The sequence below is a fragment of the Methylobacterium sp. AMS5 genome (genome assembly GCF_001542815.1).
Classification (GTDB): domain Bacteria; phylum Pseudomonadota; class Alphaproteobacteria; order Rhizobiales; family Beijerinckiaceae; genus Methylobacterium.
The window spans coordinates 1,460,610-1,476,572 of the sequence record NZ_CP006992.1 but is presented as its reverse complement, the minus strand read 5'-3'; the positions used below and the strand labels follow the sequence as shown (position 1 = coordinate 1,476,572).

At 70.0% G+C, this 15,963-nt stretch carries 14 protein-coding genes; 8 read left to right on the top strand and 6 right to left on the bottom strand.

Going from position 1 to position 15,963, the window contains the following annotated elements; genetic code table 11:
- Positions 1 to 76 precede the first annotated feature (76 nt).
- The gene (locus tag Y590_RS06730) at positions 77 to 1,099 is read left to right on the top strand and encodes a gamma carbonic anhydrase family protein (RefSeq protein WP_060769171.1); all 1,023 of its coding nucleotides are present in this window, start codon (positions 77 to 79) and stop codon (positions 1,097 to 1,099) included.
- Between the two features lie 47 nt (positions 1,100 to 1,146).
- Positions 1,147 to 2,139, top strand: a complete 993-nt coding sequence (mbfA, locus tag Y590_RS06725; RefSeq protein WP_060769170.1) for an iron exporter MbfA — start codon at positions 1,147 to 1,149, stop codon at positions 2,137 to 2,139.
- Positions 2,140 to 2,160: 21 nt separating this feature from the next.
- Here the strand turns inward: mbfA and Y590_RS06720 are convergent, their stop codons facing one another.
- Positions 2,161 to 2,847 (bottom strand): DsbA family protein, encoded by a 687-nt coding sequence (locus tag Y590_RS06720; RefSeq protein WP_060772190.1) that lies wholly within the window; start codon positions 2,845 to 2,847, stop codon positions 2,161 to 2,163.
- A 331-nt stretch (positions 2,848 to 3,178) separates the two neighbouring features.
- Positions 3,179 to 6,595, bottom strand: a complete 3,417-nt coding sequence (locus Y590_RS06715) for an acyl-[ACP]--phospholipid O-acyltransferase (RefSeq protein ID WP_060769169.1) — start codon at positions 6,593 to 6,595, stop codon at positions 3,179 to 3,181.
- A gap of 334 nt (positions 6,596 to 6,929) precedes the next feature.
- On the opposite strand from Y590_RS06715, the gene Y590_RS06710 reads away from it, so the two are divergent.
- From Y590_RS06710 to hisG, 4 genes are all read left to right on the top strand, one after another.
- Complete coding sequence (locus Y590_RS06710) at positions 6,930 to 7,412, top strand: TetR-like C-terminal domain-containing protein (RefSeq protein WP_502689513.1); 483 nt, start codon at positions 6,930 to 6,932, stop codon at positions 7,410 to 7,412.
- A gap of 122 nt (positions 7,413 to 7,534) precedes the next feature.
- Entirely contained in the window at positions 7,535 to 8,422 is an 888-nt protein-coding gene (locus Y590_RS06705; RefSeq protein WP_060769167.1) for a TIGR01459 family HAD-type hydrolase, read from the top strand.
- A 145-nt stretch (positions 8,423 to 8,567) separates the two neighbouring features.
- Positions 8,568 to 9,746: an ATP phosphoribosyltransferase regulatory subunit gene (locus tag Y590_RS06700; protein WP_060769166.1), complete on the top strand. Its 1,179-nt coding sequence runs from the start codon at positions 8,568 to 8,570 to the stop codon at positions 9,744 to 9,746.
- Positions 9,743 to 10,720: an ATP phosphoribosyltransferase gene (hisG, locus tag Y590_RS06695; RefSeq protein ID WP_060769165.1), complete on the top strand. Its 978-nt coding sequence runs from the start codon at positions 9,743 to 9,745 to the stop codon at positions 10,718 to 10,720. The genes Y590_RS06700 and hisG overlap by 4 nt, the downstream gene beginning before the upstream one ends.
- Positions 10,721 to 10,774: 54 nt before the next feature.
- Here hisG and Y590_RS06690 read toward each other — a convergent pair whose 3' ends face one another.
- The 4 genes from Y590_RS06690 to hemE all read right to left on the bottom strand — a co-directional run bounded on the left by Y590_RS06690 (position 10,775) and on the right by hemE (position 13,154).
- Positions 10,775 to 11,116, bottom strand: a complete 342-nt coding sequence (locus Y590_RS06690; RefSeq protein ID WP_060769164.1) for a lysozyme inhibitor LprI family protein — start codon at positions 11,114 to 11,116, stop codon at positions 10,775 to 10,777.
- Between the two features lie 88 nt (positions 11,117 to 11,204).
- The gene (gene hemJ, locus Y590_RS06685; RefSeq protein ID WP_083530787.1) at positions 11,205 to 11,645 is read right to left on the bottom strand and encodes a protoporphyrinogen oxidase HemJ; all 441 of its coding nucleotides are present in this window, start codon (positions 11,643 to 11,645) and stop codon (positions 11,205 to 11,207) included.
- The gene (locus tag Y590_RS06680; RefSeq protein WP_060769163.1) at positions 11,638 to 12,087 is read right to left on the bottom strand and encodes an NUDIX hydrolase; all 450 of its coding nucleotides are present in this window, start codon (positions 12,085 to 12,087) and stop codon (positions 11,638 to 11,640) included. Before Y590_RS06680 ends, hemJ begins: the two co-directional genes overlap by 8 nt.
- Positions 12,084 to 13,154: a uroporphyrinogen decarboxylase gene (hemE, locus tag Y590_RS06675; RefSeq protein WP_060769162.1), complete on the bottom strand. Its 1,071-nt coding sequence runs from the start codon at positions 13,152 to 13,154 to the stop codon at positions 12,084 to 12,086. Before hemE ends, Y590_RS06680 begins: the two co-directional genes overlap by 4 nt.
- 829 nt (positions 13,155 to 13,983) lie before the next feature.
- Here hemE and Y590_RS06670 point away from each other — a divergent pair.
- Both Y590_RS06670 and Y590_RS06665 read left to right on the top strand, forming a co-directional pair.
- Positions 13,984 to 14,814 (top strand): pyruvate, water dikinase regulatory protein, encoded by an 831-nt coding sequence (locus Y590_RS06670; protein ID WP_060769161.1) that lies wholly within the window; start codon positions 13,984 to 13,986, stop codon positions 14,812 to 14,814.
- Positions 14,815 to 14,825: 11 nt separating this feature from the next.
- Positions 14,826 to 15,962: a glycosyltransferase family 61 protein gene (locus Y590_RS06665; RefSeq protein ID WP_060769160.1), complete on the top strand. Its 1,137-nt coding sequence runs from the start codon at positions 14,826 to 14,828 to the stop codon at positions 15,960 to 15,962.
- Position 15,963: the final 1 nt, after the last annotated feature.

The window sequence follows — 15,963 nt, the reverse complement described above, 5'->3', positions numbered from 1 at the left end:
ATTTGCCCGTGAGCCTATATGGCTCAAGAATGGGACCGCGCCACCGGCGCCGTTTCGACGAACAGCGAGCCGCGACGTGACGCCCGACCTGATCCTGCCCTACGACGGCATCCTGCCCGTCTTCGCGAGCCGCCCCGTCTGGTGCGGGCGGGCCAGCACCGTGATCGGCGCCGCCACCCTCGGGAGCCAGGCCTGGCTCGGCGACGACAGCGTGATCCGCAGCGACGGCCAGCCGATCACCGCGGGCGAGCGCTTCTGGCTCGGGGCCCGCTCCACCGTCCACATCGCCACCGAATCGCTGCCGACGCAGATCGGCGACCGGGTCACGGTCGGCCGCAACGCGGTGGTGCATGCCTGCACCGTGGGCTCGGACGTGGTGATCGAGGACGACGCGATCATCCTCGATGGCGCTGTCGTCGGCGACAACGTCCTGATCGAGGCCGGCGCCACCATCTTCCCCCGCTCGAAGCTCGAGAGCGGCTTCGCCTATGGCGGCAACCCGGCCAAGCGCCTGCGCGCCGTCACGCCGGAGGAACTGGCCGAGCGGGCCGAGCGCCTGCGCGAGGCCTCCGGCGAGGCGGCGAGCCCGCCCGCGCCACCCGAGCCGCAGGAGACCGAGGCCAGCGTGTTCGTGGCCCGCACCGCTCGGCTCTCCGGCCGCATCGCGCTGGGCGCCGGATCGACGGTGCTGTTCTCCTGCGAACTTGCCGCGGAGGTCGGGCCGATCGTGGTCGGCGCCGACACCAACATCCAGGACAACACCGTGATCCGCAGCCGCGGCGAGGGCGTGGTGATCGGGCGCGACACCACCATCGGCCACAACGTGCGCATGGCCGATTGCCGGATCGGCGCCCGTAGCCTCATCGGCATCGGCTCGGTGCTGGCGCCGGGCACCGTGGTGGCCGACGACGTGATGCTGGCCGGCGGCTCGACCACCGATCCGGGCCAGTTGCTGGAGGGCGGCCATCTCTGGGGCGGGCGGCCCGCGCGCATCCTCGGCGCCCTCGACCCGACCAAGCGCGCGATGATGAGCCACATCGTCGAGGGCTATTGCCGGCACGGGCGCGAGTACCGGCTGCTGCAGGAGCAGGAGGGGTAGGGCCAGCCCCCCCTCTCCAACGCGCCGTCCCCGGAGTCGATAGAGCCATGATGAGCCGTCTCTCGATGCTGACGCTCGGCGGCCGGAAACGGTTCGACGATCTCAGCGAGCAGGAGATCCTGGCGCTGGCGATCGGCTCCGAGGAGGAGGACGGCCAGATCTACCGCGCCTATGCCGGGCGCCTGCGCGGAGACTATCCCCATTCGGCCGCCCTGTTCGACGCGATGGCGGAGGCCGAGGACGAACACCGCCGCCGCCTGATCGCGTGCTACAAGCAGCGCTTCGGCGACTTCATCATCCCGATTCGGCGCGAGCACATCGCCGGCTATTACAGCCGCAAGCCGGTCTGGCTGATGCGCAATCTCGGGCTCGACCGCGTCCGCGAGGAGGCCGCCGCGATGGAGCGGCAAGCGCGCGACTTCTACCTCGCCGCCGCCCGGCGCTCGACCGACGCCGACACGCGCCGCCTGCTCGGGGACCTCGCCGCAGCGGAGAGCGCGCACGAGCGGGCGGCCGAGGCGCTGACGGACGAGCATCTCGGCGGCTCCGTCCGCGACGAGGAGGACGCGGTCGCGCATCGCCAGTTTATCCTGACCTGGGTCCAGCCGGGGCTTGCCGGCCTCATGGATGGCTCGGTCTCGACGCTCGCCCCGATCTTCGCCACCGCCTTCGCCACCCAGAATCCGTGGACGACCTTCCTCGTCGGGCTCTCGGCCTCGATCGGCGCGGGCATCTCGATGGGCTTTACGGAAGCCGCGCACGACGACGGCAAGATCTCCGGGCGCGGCTCACCGCTCAAGCGCGGCCTCGCCTCCGGCGTGATGACCGCGCTCGGCGGCCTCGGCCACGCGCTGCCCTACCTGATCCCGAATTTCTGGCTGGCGACGAGCATCGCCTTCGCCGTGGTCTTCTTCGAGCTCTGGGCCATCGTCTGGATCCAGAACCGCTACATGGAGACGCCGTTCCTGCGCGCCGCCTTCCAGATCGTGCTCGGCGGCGCCCTCGTGCTGGCGACGGGCATCCTCATCGGCGGCGCCTGACGCGACGGCGAAAGGCCACGCCTACCCGCAGGCGATCTGGTCGCAGCGCCGCATCGCCGCGATCATCCGCGCCAGCGACTTCACGCCGGGATGGCCGAGCACGCCGGTGTTGCCGAGCACGTAGGAGGGCGTCGCGGTGAGGCCGAGATTGGCCGCGACGTTCATGTGCCCGCGCATCGCCTCGCGCACCTCCTCGCTGTCGGCGATCTCTTCGAGCTCCGCCCGCCTCACCCCGGCCTTGGCGCCGATGTCGAGCGCCTTGTTCCCGTCGATCTGGCCCTTGGTGGCGAGCAACTGGCCGTAGAAGGCGAAGGCGGCGGCCGAGCCGAGCTTGCGCTGAACGGCGAGCGAGACCTTGGCGGCCTGGGCCGACATCGGCGAGAGGATCGGGTTGTGGACGAGGCCGATCCGCAGGGCCGGATCGCTGGCGGCGAGCGCCGTGACGTCGGCGGCGGCCTTGCGGCACCAGGGGCAGTTGTAGTCGAAGAACTCGTAGAGGGTCACCTCGGCCTCGCGCGGCCCGACATAGGTGACGCCGCGCAATTCCTGGATCTGCCCGGTGATCTCGCCGGGCAGCCGCATGTTGGCGACCGGCCGGCCCTCGTCGTTCTCGACCTTGAAGGTCTGGCCGTAGCTCTGCGCGGCGGCGGGGCCGGCGATCGCGAGGCCGAGCGAGGAGGCGAGGAAGCGGCGGCGGTCGAGGCTCATGGACGGATCCCTGATCGGGCGCGGCCTGAGCGGACCGCGCATGCCACGCCGTATCCACCGAGCATGGTTTATTTTTGCACCGCTTCAGCCCGGCATCATCGCGGGATCCTCCCGTGATCGCGCGGGATCGGCGGACCGATCATACGGCATCCGGTTGCTCGCTCCGGTCTTTGCCCCCTCCGTCATCGCGAGCGAATGCGAAGCGATCCAGGGCACCGCCCTACTCGGAGGGGTCGTGCCCTGGATCGCTCACGCCTCGCCTCGCGATGACGGGTGAGGAACCGAGTCCATCAACCGGAAACGAGGTCAGAGCCCGCCCGCGCCGGGCTCCTCACGCCGCCTCGGCCGTCGCCGCCCGCTCCTTGGCGAGTTTGACGACGCCGACCTGATCGACCTTGCCGGTGCCGAGCATCGGCAGTCCTTCCACGACGACCACCTCGGCGGGAACCGCGACGTCGGCCGCGCCCCGGCTCTTGGCGTGGGTCTGGTAGGCGGCCCGCGTCGCGCCCTTGGCCTGCGTGAACAGGATCAGGCGCTCGCCCTTGCGGGCGTCGGGCACGGCGGCCACCGCGCTCGGGGCGTCGGGCCAGAGTTCGGCGGCGAGCGCCTCGACGCTGGCCAGCGACACCATCTCGCCGGCGATCTTGGCGAAGCGCTTGGCCCGGCCCTTGATCGTCACGAAGCCGTCGGCATCAAGAGCGACGATGTCGCCGGTGTCGTACCAGCCGTCGGCGGGCGGCTCGAGCACGCCGGGATTCTCCGCCCGCAGGTAGCCGAGCATGATGTTGGGGCCGCGGACGATAAGGCGCCCGCCCTCCTCGATGCCGGGCACCGGTTCGAGCCGCGATTCGATCCCCGGCAGCAGCCGGCCGACGGTGCCGAAGCGGTTGAACATCGGCGTGTTGAGCGCGAGCACCGGGCCGCACTCGGTGACGCCGTAGCCTTCGAGGATGCGCAGCCCGAACTTCTCCGCCCAGGTCTTGCGGGTGGCCTGCTTCACGGCTTCCGCCCCGGCCACGACGTAGCGCAGGCTCCGCAGGTCGTAGGAATGGGCCATCTTCGCGTAGCCGGTGAGGAAGGTGTCGGTGCCGAACAGGACCGTGGCGTTGGTGCCGTAGATGAGTTCGGGCACGATCCGGTAGTGCAGCGGCGAGGGGTAGAGGTAGACCGGCACGCCCGAGATCAGCGGCAGCACGAGCCCCGCCGTCAGCCCGAAGGCGTGGAAGACCGGCAGCACGTTGAACACCTTGTCGCGCGGCCCGAAATCGATGCGCGCGGCGACCTGCGCGGTGTTGGCGAGCATCGCCCGATTGGCGAGCATCACGCCCTTGGGCGTGCCCTCGCTCCCCGAGGTGAACAGGATCGCGGCCGGATCGCGGCCCTGCCGCGCGACCAGCGGACGGCGGGGCTCCAAGAACCCGCGGATCTTGTCGCCGGTGGTGACGCGAGCCCGCACGTCCTCGAGATAGATCAGGCGGATCGTCCCCTGGATGCCCTCGATCAGAGCGCCGAGGCGCCCCTTCTCGATGAAGGCGCGGGAGGTGAGGATGGTGTCGACCTGCGCCGCCCGGCAGGCCGAGAGCACCGCGGCGGGCCCGGCGGAGAAGTTGATCATCGCCGGCACGCGGCCGGCGCTGGCCAGCGCGAAGAACGTCACCGCCGCGCCGTTGGCGTTGGGCAGCATCAGCCCGACCGGCTTTTTCGGGTCCGGCAGCAGCGCCTGGAGCTTGCGGCCGAGGATGTTGGCGCCCATCACGAGTCGGGCATAGCTCATCGTGCCCGAGACCGGGTCTTCGAGCGCCGTGCGCCGCCAGCCGTGAAGCTGGCCCGCCTCGACCAGGGCGGCGAAGACGCCGCGGTCGATGTCGGCGGTCTCGAACACGAGATCCGACATGATGTCGTAGAGGGCCGCACCGGCGGCGCGACGGCGGTTCTTGCCCTTGAGTTCCGGATCGACGTGGAGGCGGACCGGCGGCATGATCGTCACCGTCACCTTCGGCCACCACGCCCGGCGGACCTGATCGCGCTTCAGGCGCGAGAAGATGGTGCGCTCCGGCCCGTCGATCTTCACCGGCACGACCATGGCGCCGGACTTGTCGGCGATGAGGCCCGCGCCGTCATAGACCTTCATCAGGCTGCCCGTGACGGTGAGCCGGCCCTCGGGGAAGATGATCAGCGTCTCGCCGCTCTTGACCGCGTTGATCAGCGTGCGGGTGGCGAGCGGCCGCGTCGGGTCGAGCGGCATCGCCTTCGTCACCTTGAGGAACGGCTTCACCCACCAGCGCTGGGCGATGCCGTGGTCGATGGCGAAGACGGGCTCCTTGTCGAGGAGCGAGAGCGCCAGCGGCGCGTCGAGGAAGGAGACGTGGTTGAGGGCGACGATCGCGTTCGGGCCGGCCTTCTCCACGTTCTCCAGGCCCTTCACCTCCAGGCGGTAGAAGGCGCGGAACAGGATCGAGAGGGCGTCACGCAGGGGGTTCGTCGGCAGGGTCACGAGGATCACCGCGCCGGCGATCAGGTTCAGCACGGCCACGAGGCCGAGAAGCTGCGCCGTGGAGAGGCCGATGCCTTGAAGCACCGCGAGCGCCAAGGTGCCGGCGACCATGAAGGCGGCCGTCAGCACGTTGACCGCGCCGATGACGCGGGCGCGCTTGGCTTTCTCGGTCCAGGCCTGCACCGCGGCAAACGAGGGCACGACATAGAGCCCGCCCGCGACGGCGAGACCGAAGAAGTCGACGGCGATGCGCAGGCCCGAGCCGCCGGTGATGAAGTCCCAGGCGCCGACCGGCTCGCCCACGGCCGGGCTCACCTGCGAGACCGTCCAGGCGAGGTCGAGGCCGGACAGACCCATCAGCACCGCGCCGACGGGCGTCGGCAGCAGCACGATGCGCCCGCTCGCGAGCCACGAGGCGAGGCCGGAGCCGACCGCGATGCCGACGGAGAAGATCGCCAGCAGCGTGGTGGCGACGATCTCGGTGCCGTTGAGGGTCTGGCGCACCAGCACGGGCAGCAGCGAGAGGATGACCACGCCGACGAGCCAGAACCAGCTCACGATCACCGAGCCGCGCCACAGCCGCGTGTCGGACCACAGGTCGCGCAGGAGTTCGGCGGTGGAGCGGGCGACGTTGCGGTCGACGCGCAGGTCCGGTGCACCTTCGCCGGTGGCGGGGATCATCCGGGCGGCGAGCCAGCACAGCACCGCCATGCCCATCAAGCCGGCGCCGAGCCCCAGCGCGTGGCCGCCCATCGCCATGGCGAGACCCGCGGTGATGGTGCCGAGGAGGATCGCGAGGAAGGTCGCGGCCTCGACCAGGGCGTTGCCGGCGGTGAGCTCCTCGCGCTTCAGGTGGTCGGGCAGGATGCCGTACTTGATCGGCCCGAACAGCGCCGCGATGATCCCGAACAGGCCGAGTGCCCCAAACAGCAGCGGCACCGAGTGCAGCCAGAAGCCGAGCACCGAGAGCAGGGCCGCGAAAATCTCCGCGAATTTCAGCCGCTTGGCCAGCACCGCCTTGTCGTAGCGGTCGGCCATCTGCCCGCCGAGGCCAGACAGGATGAAGAACGGGCCGATGAACACGGCGCTCGCCAGCGTCACCAGCACCCCGCCCGAACTCTCCCCCCGCGCGCTGACCTGAAACAGGATCAGCAGGGCGAGCGCATTCTTGAGGAAATTGTCGTTGAAGGCTGAAAAGAATTGGCACCAGAACAGCGGCGCGAAGCGTCGCGTCGTCATCAGTGTGCGGAACATCGTGGTCTCTCCCGGCTCCGGGCATGACTGCCTGCCGACGGCCAAGGCGTCAAATCCGTATTTTGCACGTTGTTCAAAATGAACGGGGTCCGCGCTGGCCGCAAGCTTGATATTGCACGGCGTGCAATTTACCCCGGATGAGGCGTGCGAACCGGCACGGGAACGGGCGGCGCGCAGGCACGGAGACGAATTGGCAAAAGAGGCGGCGAAAGAGGCGGCACCCAAGGCACGGGGCAGCGGACCGCGGGGCGAGCACGACCGCGAGGGTTTCATCGCCCTGGTCGCGGGCGCGGCGGAGAGCCTCGTCCGCAACGAAGGCTATCGTGCGCTCGGCATGCGGCGGCTGGCGGCTTCCATCGGCTATGCGCCGAACTCGATCTACAACGCCGTGGGCGACCTCGATCAGGTGGTCCTGCGGGTCAATGCCCGCACCCTGGCCCGGCTGCACACGGCGCTGAGCGCCGTGATCGATCCGGAGCGGGCGGCACGGGACAACGCGCTGGCGCTGGCCGACGCCTATCTCGTCTTCGTCGCCGCCGACCCGCGGGTCTGGAGCCTGCTGTTCGAGCATCTCGTCGCGCCGGACCAGCCGTTTCCGGACTGGTACGCCGCGGCCCTGGCCGAGCCGGTCATGCTCGTCGATACGGTGCTGGCGCCGCTGATCGTCCCCGCCGACGAGCGCCGCCGGGCGGTGGCCGCCCTCTGGGCCGCCCTGCACGGGCTCGCCTCGCTCTCGACCTCGCGCAAGCTCGCCGTGCTCACCCCCGACCCGCCGCGGGATCTCGCCCGGCTGCTGGTGGGGCGGTTTCTCGGGTGATGTTTTGCGATCCTTTCCGCCCGGCGGGAAGGGGCGGCGCGCGAGCGGGACCGGCCGGCGGTCTTCAGTGAGACGCGAAGACGGGTATAGAGCCCGCTGACACCGCCCGACCGGATCCTTCGATGACCCACCCTTCCGTCCCGACGCTGCGCCACTTCGAGGCGGTCGCCGAGCGCTACGACCTGATCCTGTGCGACGTCTGGGGCGTGCTGCATGACGGGACCCGCGGCCATGTCGCGGCCGGCGAGGCGCTGATCCGCTTCCGCGGGCTCCCCGGACTCCGGCCGCGTCGCGTCATTCTCGTCTCGAACGCCCCTCGCCCCTGGCAAGGCGTCCAAAAAATCCTCGACGGCTACGGCGTGAAGCGGGAGGCCTACGACGCGATCCTCACCTCCGGCGACCTGACCCGGCGGCTGATCGCCGAGCATCCGGGTGAGCGGGTGTATCACCTGGGGCCGGATCGCGACGCGCCGGTCTTCGATCGCCTCGACCTCACCCTGGTGCCGGCGGCAGAGGCGCAGCGCATCGTCTGCACCGGTCTGTTCGACGATGACACCGAGACGGCGGAGGATTACCGCGAGGCGCTGGCCGCGTTCCGCCAGCGCAAGGTGCCGATGATCTGCGCCAACCCCGATCTCGTGGTCGAGCGCGACAAGCGGCTCATCCCCTGCGCCGGCCTGATCGCCCAGGCCTACGAGGCGATCGGCGGCGCGGTCGTCTATGCGGGCAAACCCTATCGGCCGGTCTACGAGACGGCGCTGGCCATGGCCGGGGAACTCGATCGGATGCCTGCGCCGGATGTGCGCCGCACGGTGGCCGTGGGCGATGCGATCCGCACCGACATCGCCGGTGCGGCCGGTTACGGCATCGCCTCGGTGCTGGTGGCCCGCGGCATCCATGCGGAGGAACTCGGCGTCACGGCCGAGCATCACAGCCTCGGCGACATCGCCGATTGGCTGTCGCGCCAGGAGGTGAAGCCCGACGCGGTGATCGAGCGGCTGGTCTGGTAATCGAGGAGGTCAGCGGAAAGCCGGCCCCCCTGCCTGCCCATTCTACGGCTCTTACGCAGTCCGATCCGCGCGGAAAGACCTCGGCACGGTCGCCAACCGGTGACGCGATTGCTATGGGGGCCGAAATCAAGCTGGATCCGAGACGATGACGAGACCGGAGGCAGGCGGCCCGAGCGGCGCGGAGGTGGTGCGCCATGTGCGCCTGTCGGCGCATTTTTCCGCCTGCGGATACGTGCCCGCGTCCCCCCCCGTGCTGCAGCCGGTGGAGCCGTTCCTCGAATTGTCGGGCGAGGACATCCGGCGGCGCATCTTCGTGACGCAGGACGCCAACGGGGCCGAACTGTGCCTGCGGCCGGAATTCACCATTCCGGTCTGCCGCCTGCATCAGGCGACCCGGCCCGGCGAGAGCGCCGATTACAGCTATCTCGGCCCGGTCTTCCGCCTCGTGGCGGGCGAGCCCGACGAGTTCGTCCAGGGCGGCATCGAATCGATCGGGCGCACCGACACCCCGGCGGCGGATGCCGAGGTGCTGGGGCTCGCCCTCGAGGGGCTCGATCTGTTCGGTCGCTCCGACGTTATCGTGCGGCTCGGCGATATGGGCCTGACCCACGCCTTCCTCGACGCCCTCTACGTGCCGCCGGTGGCCAAGCGCCGGACGCTGCGGGCCATCGCCGCCGGGCGCTCCCTCGACGAGGTCGCCAACAGCGTGCAGGCCGAGGATCGCCATGCCGGCCTGCTCGCCGCGATCCAGGGCCAGGATGCCGGGGCCGTGCGCGCCTTCGTGGAGGACGTGCTGTCCATCGCCGGCATCTCGCAGGTGGGCGGGCGCAGCGCCGGGGCCATCGCCGAGCGCTTCCTCGCCAAGGCCTCGGCGCAGGCGCATGGGGGCGCCGGCCTCAACGCGACGAACCGCGAACTGATCGAGCGCTACTGCGCCATCTCCGGCGATCCCGATGCGGCCGTGGCCGCGGTGCGGGCGCTGGCGCGCGAGGCGGGGCTGACCCACGAAGGGTTGGAGGCGGCGCTCGCCCTGTTCGAGGAACGCACCGGCTTCATGGCGGCGCGGGGTCTCCCGGTCGAGCGCTTCCGGTTCAACGGCGGGTTCGCGCGCAACCTCGACTATTATACCGGCTTCATCTTCGAGGTGACGGGTCCTCAGGGTGGCCCGACCCTGGTCGGCGGCGGGCGCTACGACGGGCTCCTGCAGCAGCTCGGCAGCCCGGTGCCGCTGCCGGCGGTGGGCTGCGCGTTCTGGCTGTCGCGTTGCGCCCAAGGCACCACGGGCGAAGGCACCACGGGCGGAAGCGAAGGAGTTGCCGCGTGACCGATTCGCCCCTCGTTCTCGCCGTCCCCTCGAAGGGCCGGCTTCAGGAGAATGCCAGCGCCTTCTTCTCCCGTGCGGGCCTCAAGCTCGTGCAGAAGGCGGGCGCGCGTGAGTATCGCGGTACGCTCGCCGGCCTGCCCGGCGTCGAGGTGCGCTACCTCTCGGCCTCCGAGATCGCCGGCCAGCTCGCCAGCGGCGCCGCCCATCTCGGCGTGACCGGCGAAGATCTGATCCGCGAGATGCTGCCCGATCCGGGCGCGAGCGTCGAACTGCTGACGCCGCTCGGCTTCGGCCATGCCAGCGTGGTCGTGGCGGTGCCCCAAGCCTGGATCGACGTGCGCGCCATGAGCGACCTCGACGAGGTGGCGAGCGAAATGCGCCTGCGCCAGGGCCGGCGGATGCGCATCGCCACCAAATACGTGAACCTGACGCGCCGCTTCTTCGCCGAGGCCGGCATCGCCGATTACCGCATCGTCGAGAGCCTGGGCGCCACCGAGGGCGCGCCGGCGGCGGGCTCGGCGGAGATCATCGTCGACATCACCACCACCGGCACCACGCTCGCGGCCAACGCGCTGAAGATTCTCGATGACGGGGTGATGCTGCGCTCGGAGGCCAACCTCGTCGCGTCGCTGAAAGCCCCTTGGGGCGAGACGGCGCGGGCCGCCTTGCGCACCGTGCTCGGCCGCATCGCGGCGGAGGAGCGCGCCCGCACCAGCCGCGAGGTGCGCGCGGGGCTGCCCGAATCCGGCGTGATCGATCTGGCCACCCTCGCCGGCCTGCACGAGGCCGAACTGCCCTACGGCGCCCCGCGCGGCGCCGACGGCGAGATCGTGATGCGCTGCCCCGTCGACGCGGTGTTCGACCTCTCCGACGTCCTGGTGCAGGCGGGGGCGCGGTCCGTCACCGTGCGGCGGATCGACTACGCCTTCGCGGCGGAGAACCCGCTGGCGGAGCGGCTGCTGGCGCGGCTCTGAGCTAGGCTTCCCCCATCCGCGACCTCGGGATGAGGGGCTCGGTGGGAGAGCGCCCTACTGCCCGCCCTGCTTGGCGAACTCCGACAGAACGGCGCGAAGGATCTTGAGCCGGCCCTCGTAGGCCGCGGTGAGGCAGGCCACATCGGCACCGCAGGCGCGGCGGTCCTTGAGCCAGGCCTCCTGATCGTCCTGCATCTTGGTGCGGTTGCCCATCGGCAGCAGGTCTTTGAGGATGTCGAAGCGCACCGCCATCTCGACGTCGAGATCGTTGAGGGCGCGGGTGTCGCAGATCGTCTTCTCGTCCGGCGTCTCGGCCTTGGCGCAGGCAAAGCTCGCTGCCGCTGCGGGGGAGGCCGCAGCGAGGCTCAGAGAGAGGGCGAGAAACAGCGTACGCATCGGACAGGCTCCCGCGTGAGCAACGGCCACGCTTTGCCCTTCCAACGGCTCGTTCGCGCCCCGGTGCCCGGAGCCGGGCAAAAAAGAATCAGCTCCAGGGCTTCACGATCGCGAGGATGACGATGCCGATCATCAGGAGCGTCGGCACCTCGTTGATCACCCGGTAGAAGCGCTGGCTGCGGGTGTTGCGGTCGGCGGCGAAGTCCTTGACCGTGCGAGAGAGGAAGCCGTGTACGCCGCTCATCGCCAGCACCAGGGCGAACTTCGCCTGGAGCCAGGGCGCGGCGTAGGAGCCGCTCTGCCACGCCAGCCACAGGCCGAAGATCCAGGTGACGATCATGGCCGGCGTCATGATCGCCTTGAGCAGGCGCCGCTCCATGACCTTGAAGGTCTCGGACTGCACCCGCGAGCCCGCCGGCAGCGCCGCGTGGTAGACGAACAGGCGCGGCAGGTAGAGCATCGCCGCCATCCAAGAGATGACCGCGATGACGTGGACGGCCTTGATCCAGGGGTACAGGGTCTCAAGCACCGGCTGAGGCACTCCGTGTGGGGGATGCGGCGCTTAAGAGCGCCAGGACTTGTCCGGTCAGAAGCGGTGCGAGCGGCAAAGCGGCCGCGTCCGTTCCGCCGGTGAGCGAGAGCCAGCGGATCTCCTCGATCTCCGCACCGCAGACGGGGTTGAGGCCGGGTGCGGCGGCCTGCCGATAGACGGTCGCTTCGACGATGTGGCCGGGCTCGTTGGCCGCCTCCGCCTCGAACCGGCCGAGCCGCACAGCCGTGCGGGGGTCGAAGGCGAGCGCGAGTTCCTCCCGGAGTTCGCGGGCAAGGCAGGCGGCGTCGGTCTCATCCGCCTCGAACTTGCCGCCCGGGAGCATGAAGCGGAGGCTGCCGCGCTTGCGCACCAGCAGCAACGCCTCGCCCGTCTCGTCCCGGCGCGTCAGAGCCAGGGCCACGACGCGGATACGCGTCACCGGCCGCCTCTGAGCCGGGCCAGCATCTGCTCGACATGGGCGATCGGCGTCTGCGGGGTGATGCCGTGGCCGAGGTTGAAGATGTGCGGCAGGCCCTCGGTCGCCGCCAGGATGGCATCCACGGCCGCGTCCAGGGCCCGCCCGCCCTCGATCAGGGTCTCGGGGTGGAGGTTGCCCTGGGTGACCGTCGAGGCCGGCACACGGGCGCGCAGGGCGGCCAGATCGACACCCCAATCGACGCCGACGGCACTCGCGCCGGTCTCGGGCACGACGCGGGCATGGCCCTCCAGCCCGGAGCCCTTGGCGAAGACGATGATCTTCGCGTCCGGAACCTGTGCTCGCACGCCTTGAACCATCCGCGTGATCGGCCCGAGCGAGAAGCGCTTGAGGGCATCCCCATCGCTCGACTCGGGCAGCACGCCGGCATGGGATTCGAAGATCTGCACCGCGTCGGCGCCGGCCCGGAGCTGACGCACGAGATATTCGGTCTGGACGGCGACGAGCCGGTCGAGCAGCGCGTCGAGCAGCGCAGGGTCGGCCGCCGCCAGCGCCCGGGCCGGGGCGAGGTCCACCGTGCCGCGTCCGCCGATCATGTAGCTCGCCACGGTCCAGGGCGCGCCGCAGAAGCCAAGCAGCGTGGTCTCGTCGGGAAGCGCCCCGCGGATGCGCTCGACGGCCTCGAAGACCGGTGCCAGATGCGAAAAGATCGCCGGGTCGCCGGCCTCGCGCAGGCGGTCGAACTGGGCGCGGCCTTCGAGCGCATCGAGGCGCGGCCCCTCACCCTCGACGAAACGCACGTCCTGGCCGAGCGCGTGGGGGATCACGAGGATGTCGGAGAACAGGATCGACGCCTCGAAGCCGAAGCGGCGGATCGGCTGGAGCGTCACCTCGGTGGCGAAGGCCGGGTTGTAGCAGAGATCGAGGAAGGATCCGGCCTCCGCCCGCGTCGCCCGGTATTCCGGCAGGTAGCGGCCGGCTTGGCGCATCATCCAGGCCGGGGGCGGGGAGATCGCCTCTCCCGACAGCACCCGCAGCACCGGTCTATTCGCCGTCTTTGCCTCCGCCATGCCTGAAGTCCGCATCCTGCCTGATTGCCGTTCGAGGGAGACCGGAGGGATCGCGACCGCGCCATCCCCACCCCGGTCCTACTCAAAGAAAGAGAGATTCTAGAATCTCTGTTTTTTCTCTTGGACGTTGGATCGTGATGCCGCAAGCGCGTCCACAGGCCCTCCCCACGGCCACGGCGTTAATCGCCTCTTAACGGATTGGATCTAATGTCCACGATAGGCCAAGCTCAGCAGAGGCTTGCATGGGCCCGTATGCCCTGATGGCCGCCTCGGTCCCGGATTCTCCCATTCGGGCGACTCCACCGTGTGCGCAAGGTCGGGGTGTTGAGGGCGGAGTCGATGGATTTCGGGCCAACCCGCCGTCGCGCTCCGATGGGGCCTGGTTTTCCCCACTTATCGACTCCCCGGACGCGCCCTGGGGACAGCGTGGCGGTGGCGGAACGCTAAAGCGCTGACAACACAATCGAAATTTTCCGGGGTGGTGACGGAATCGGCCGCTGCGCCGCCCTGCCGGAACGGTTCGGCTCCGTCTTTCCATCACGGAGCGGGTCGGGCTCCGGCATGATCCGCGAGGGTCGGCGACGCGCTCGGGCCGCCACGGTAACGGGCTGTCCGGCCGCATGGCAGCCGAAGTCCCCACGGCCGACGGCAATTCGGCATCGCGCTTGCCCGAGAAAATGCTCTAAGAGTGCCTCACAAAACTCCCGGTCTCCGACCGTTCTCGCTCTGGCGATGACAGCGCGGCGGGAGCTTTGTGAGAGACACTAAGCATCCCCTCGGGGCGGGTGTGTCGCCCCGGACCGAGCGTCACGGCAGAGACGGGCCGACGATGAGCCGCAGCTATTTCCATCTTCATCTCGTCTCGGATTCCACCGGCGAGACCCTGATCAATGTCGGGCGCGCGGCGGCCGTGCAGTACGAGGGCATCTCGGCGATCGAGCACGTCTACCCGCTGGTGCGCTCGGGCGCGCAGCTCGAACGCGTGATCTCCGAGATCAAGGCGGCGCCGGGCCTCGTGCTTTACACGCTGGTCGGCCACGAGCTGATCGAGCGCCTGGAGGAGGCCTGCCGCGAGACCGGCTCGCCGACGCTCAACGTGCTCCAGCCGGTGCACGCGCTCCTGCGCTCCTATCTCGGCGCGACCTCGACCGAGCGGCCGGGCGCCCAGCACATGCTCAACGCCGAGTACTTCAAGCGCATCGACGCGATGAACTTCACGCTGGCCCACGACGACGGCAATCTGCCGGCGGATCTCGACGAGGCCGACGTGGTGCTGGTCGGCGTCAGCCGCACCTCGAAGACGCCGACCTCGATCTATCTCGCCAATCGCGGGCTCAAGACCGCGAACCTGCCGCTGGTCCCCTCGATGCCGCTGCCGCCGAGCTTCGACCGGGTCAAGAAGGCGCTGATCGTCGGGCTGATCGCCAGCCCGGAGCGGATCGTGCAGATCCGCCAGAACCGCCTGCTCAGCCTGAAGGCCGACGACAACTCCTCCTATGTCGATCGGCAATCGGTCTCCGACGAGATCGCCGCCTCGCGCCGGCTCTGCGCCAAGTACCGCTGGCCGACCATCGACGTGACCCGCCGCTCGATCGAGGAGACGGCCGCCGCGATCCTCGATCTCTACCGCGAGCACCGCCTCAAGTTCATCGCGACCTGAGGCTCCGGCACATGGACGACGCCGGCCTCGCCGCGGCCGATCTGCGCGAGACCGTCCAGGCCGGGCGCGGGCGCTGCACCGATCTCAGCCTGTCCTACCGGGACTGGGCGCCTCCGCCCGAATTGCTGGTCGGCGCGGTGACGCCCAAGCTGCTGCGCCTCTACCACGAGCAGACCACCGTGCTCGGGACGAGCCTCTACGAATTGCCGGGGGCGGCGGTGACCGAGGAGGGCGTCGTGCTCCTCGACGGCGTGTTCCAATACGCCGCCCAGCTCAACATCTTCTCCGTCAACTTCGAGGGGCATTTCCGCGCCATCGCCGCGCGGCTGCCGGATCTGCGGCGGGTCACGGTCGAGGAGCCGGTCGTGCTGCTGACCGGCATGGGCCACCAGATGTACGGCCACTGGCTGGTCGATTTCCTGCCGAAACTGTTCCTGCTCGACCGGGCCGGCCACGACATCACGCGGCTGGCCTACCTCCTGCCCGCCGATACGCCGCGTTTCGCGCGAGACTGGCTTGGCCTCCTCGGCATCGAAGAGGACCGCCTCGTCGTCTACGACCGCACCCGCGATCTCGTCGTCTGCCGCTCCCTCCTCGTGCCGACGGCTTTGCGCTTCATCAGCCGCGCCTCGCCGCTGATGCGGCAGGCCCGCCGCTTCCTTCTCGAGCGCGCGGCGCCCGCCGCTCGCTGGCGGCCCCTGTGGCGGCCGCGCCGTCGGCGCGAGAAGCCGGGGAGCGAAAAACTCCTGATCTCCCGCTCGGACAATGCCGATACGCATAACCGGCGCACCCTCGCGGAGCGGGCGGCGTTCGAGGAGAAGGCGGTGGCCCGCGGCTTCACCCCCGTCCGGCCCGAGCGGCTGAGCGTGCCCGAACAGATCGCCCTGTTCCGCTCGGCCGGCACGATCATCGGCGAGTACGGTTCGGGGCTGCACGGTTCGCTGTTCGCGCCGCCCGGCACCACCGTGGTGGCCTTGCGCGACAACGGGCTCGAACTCGGCTTCCTGCAAAGCTCGATCGACCACACGCTGGGCCATGCCAGCGGCTATGTGATCGGCTCGGAACGCTCGGAGGAGGGGTTCTTCTCGGTGGCGCCCGAGGATATCGACTTCCTGTTCGATTGGCTCGACTGGCGCGGCCTGCGCTGAC

What these genes read in the sequence shown, in the direction of transcription:
- mbfA (WP_060769170.1), top strand. Translation starts at nt 1,147, where the DNA reads ATGATGAGCCGTCTCTCGATGCTGACGCTCGGCGGCCGGAAACGGTTC.
- Y590_RS06720 (WP_060772190.1), bottom strand. Translation starts at nt 2,847, where the DNA reads ATGAGCCTCGACCGCCGCCGCTTCCTCGCCTCCTCGCTCGGCCTCGCG.
- Y590_RS06715 (WP_060769169.1), bottom strand. Translation starts at nt 6,595, where the DNA reads ATGTTCCGCACACTGATGACGACGCGACGCTTCGCGCCGCTGTTCTGG.
- Y590_RS06710 (WP_502689513.1), top strand. Translation starts at nt 6,930, where the DNA reads ATGCGGCGGCTGGCGGCTTCCATCGGCTATGCGCCGAACTCGATCTAC.
- Y590_RS06705 (WP_060769167.1), top strand. Translation starts at nt 7,535, where the DNA reads ATGACCCACCCTTCCGTCCCGACGCTGCGCCACTTCGAGGCGGTCGCC.
- Y590_RS06700 (WP_060769166.1), top strand. Translation starts at nt 8,568, where the DNA reads ATGACGAGACCGGAGGCAGGCGGCCCGAGCGGCGCGGAGGTGGTGCGC.
- Y590_RS06690 (WP_060769164.1), bottom strand. Translation starts at nt 11,116, where the DNA reads ATGCGTACGCTGTTTCTCGCCCTCTCTCTGAGCCTCGCTGCGGCCTCC.
- hemE (WP_060769162.1), bottom strand. Translation starts at nt 13,154, where the DNA reads ATGGCGGAGGCAAAGACGGCGAATAGACCGGTGCTGCGGGTGCTGTCG.
- Y590_RS06670 (WP_060769161.1), top strand. Translation starts at nt 13,984, where the DNA reads ATGAGCCGCAGCTATTTCCATCTTCATCTCGTCTCGGATTCCACCGGC.
- Y590_RS06665 (WP_060769160.1), top strand. Translation starts at nt 14,826, where the DNA reads ATGGACGACGCCGGCCTCGCCGCGGCCGATCTGCGCGAGACCGTCCAG.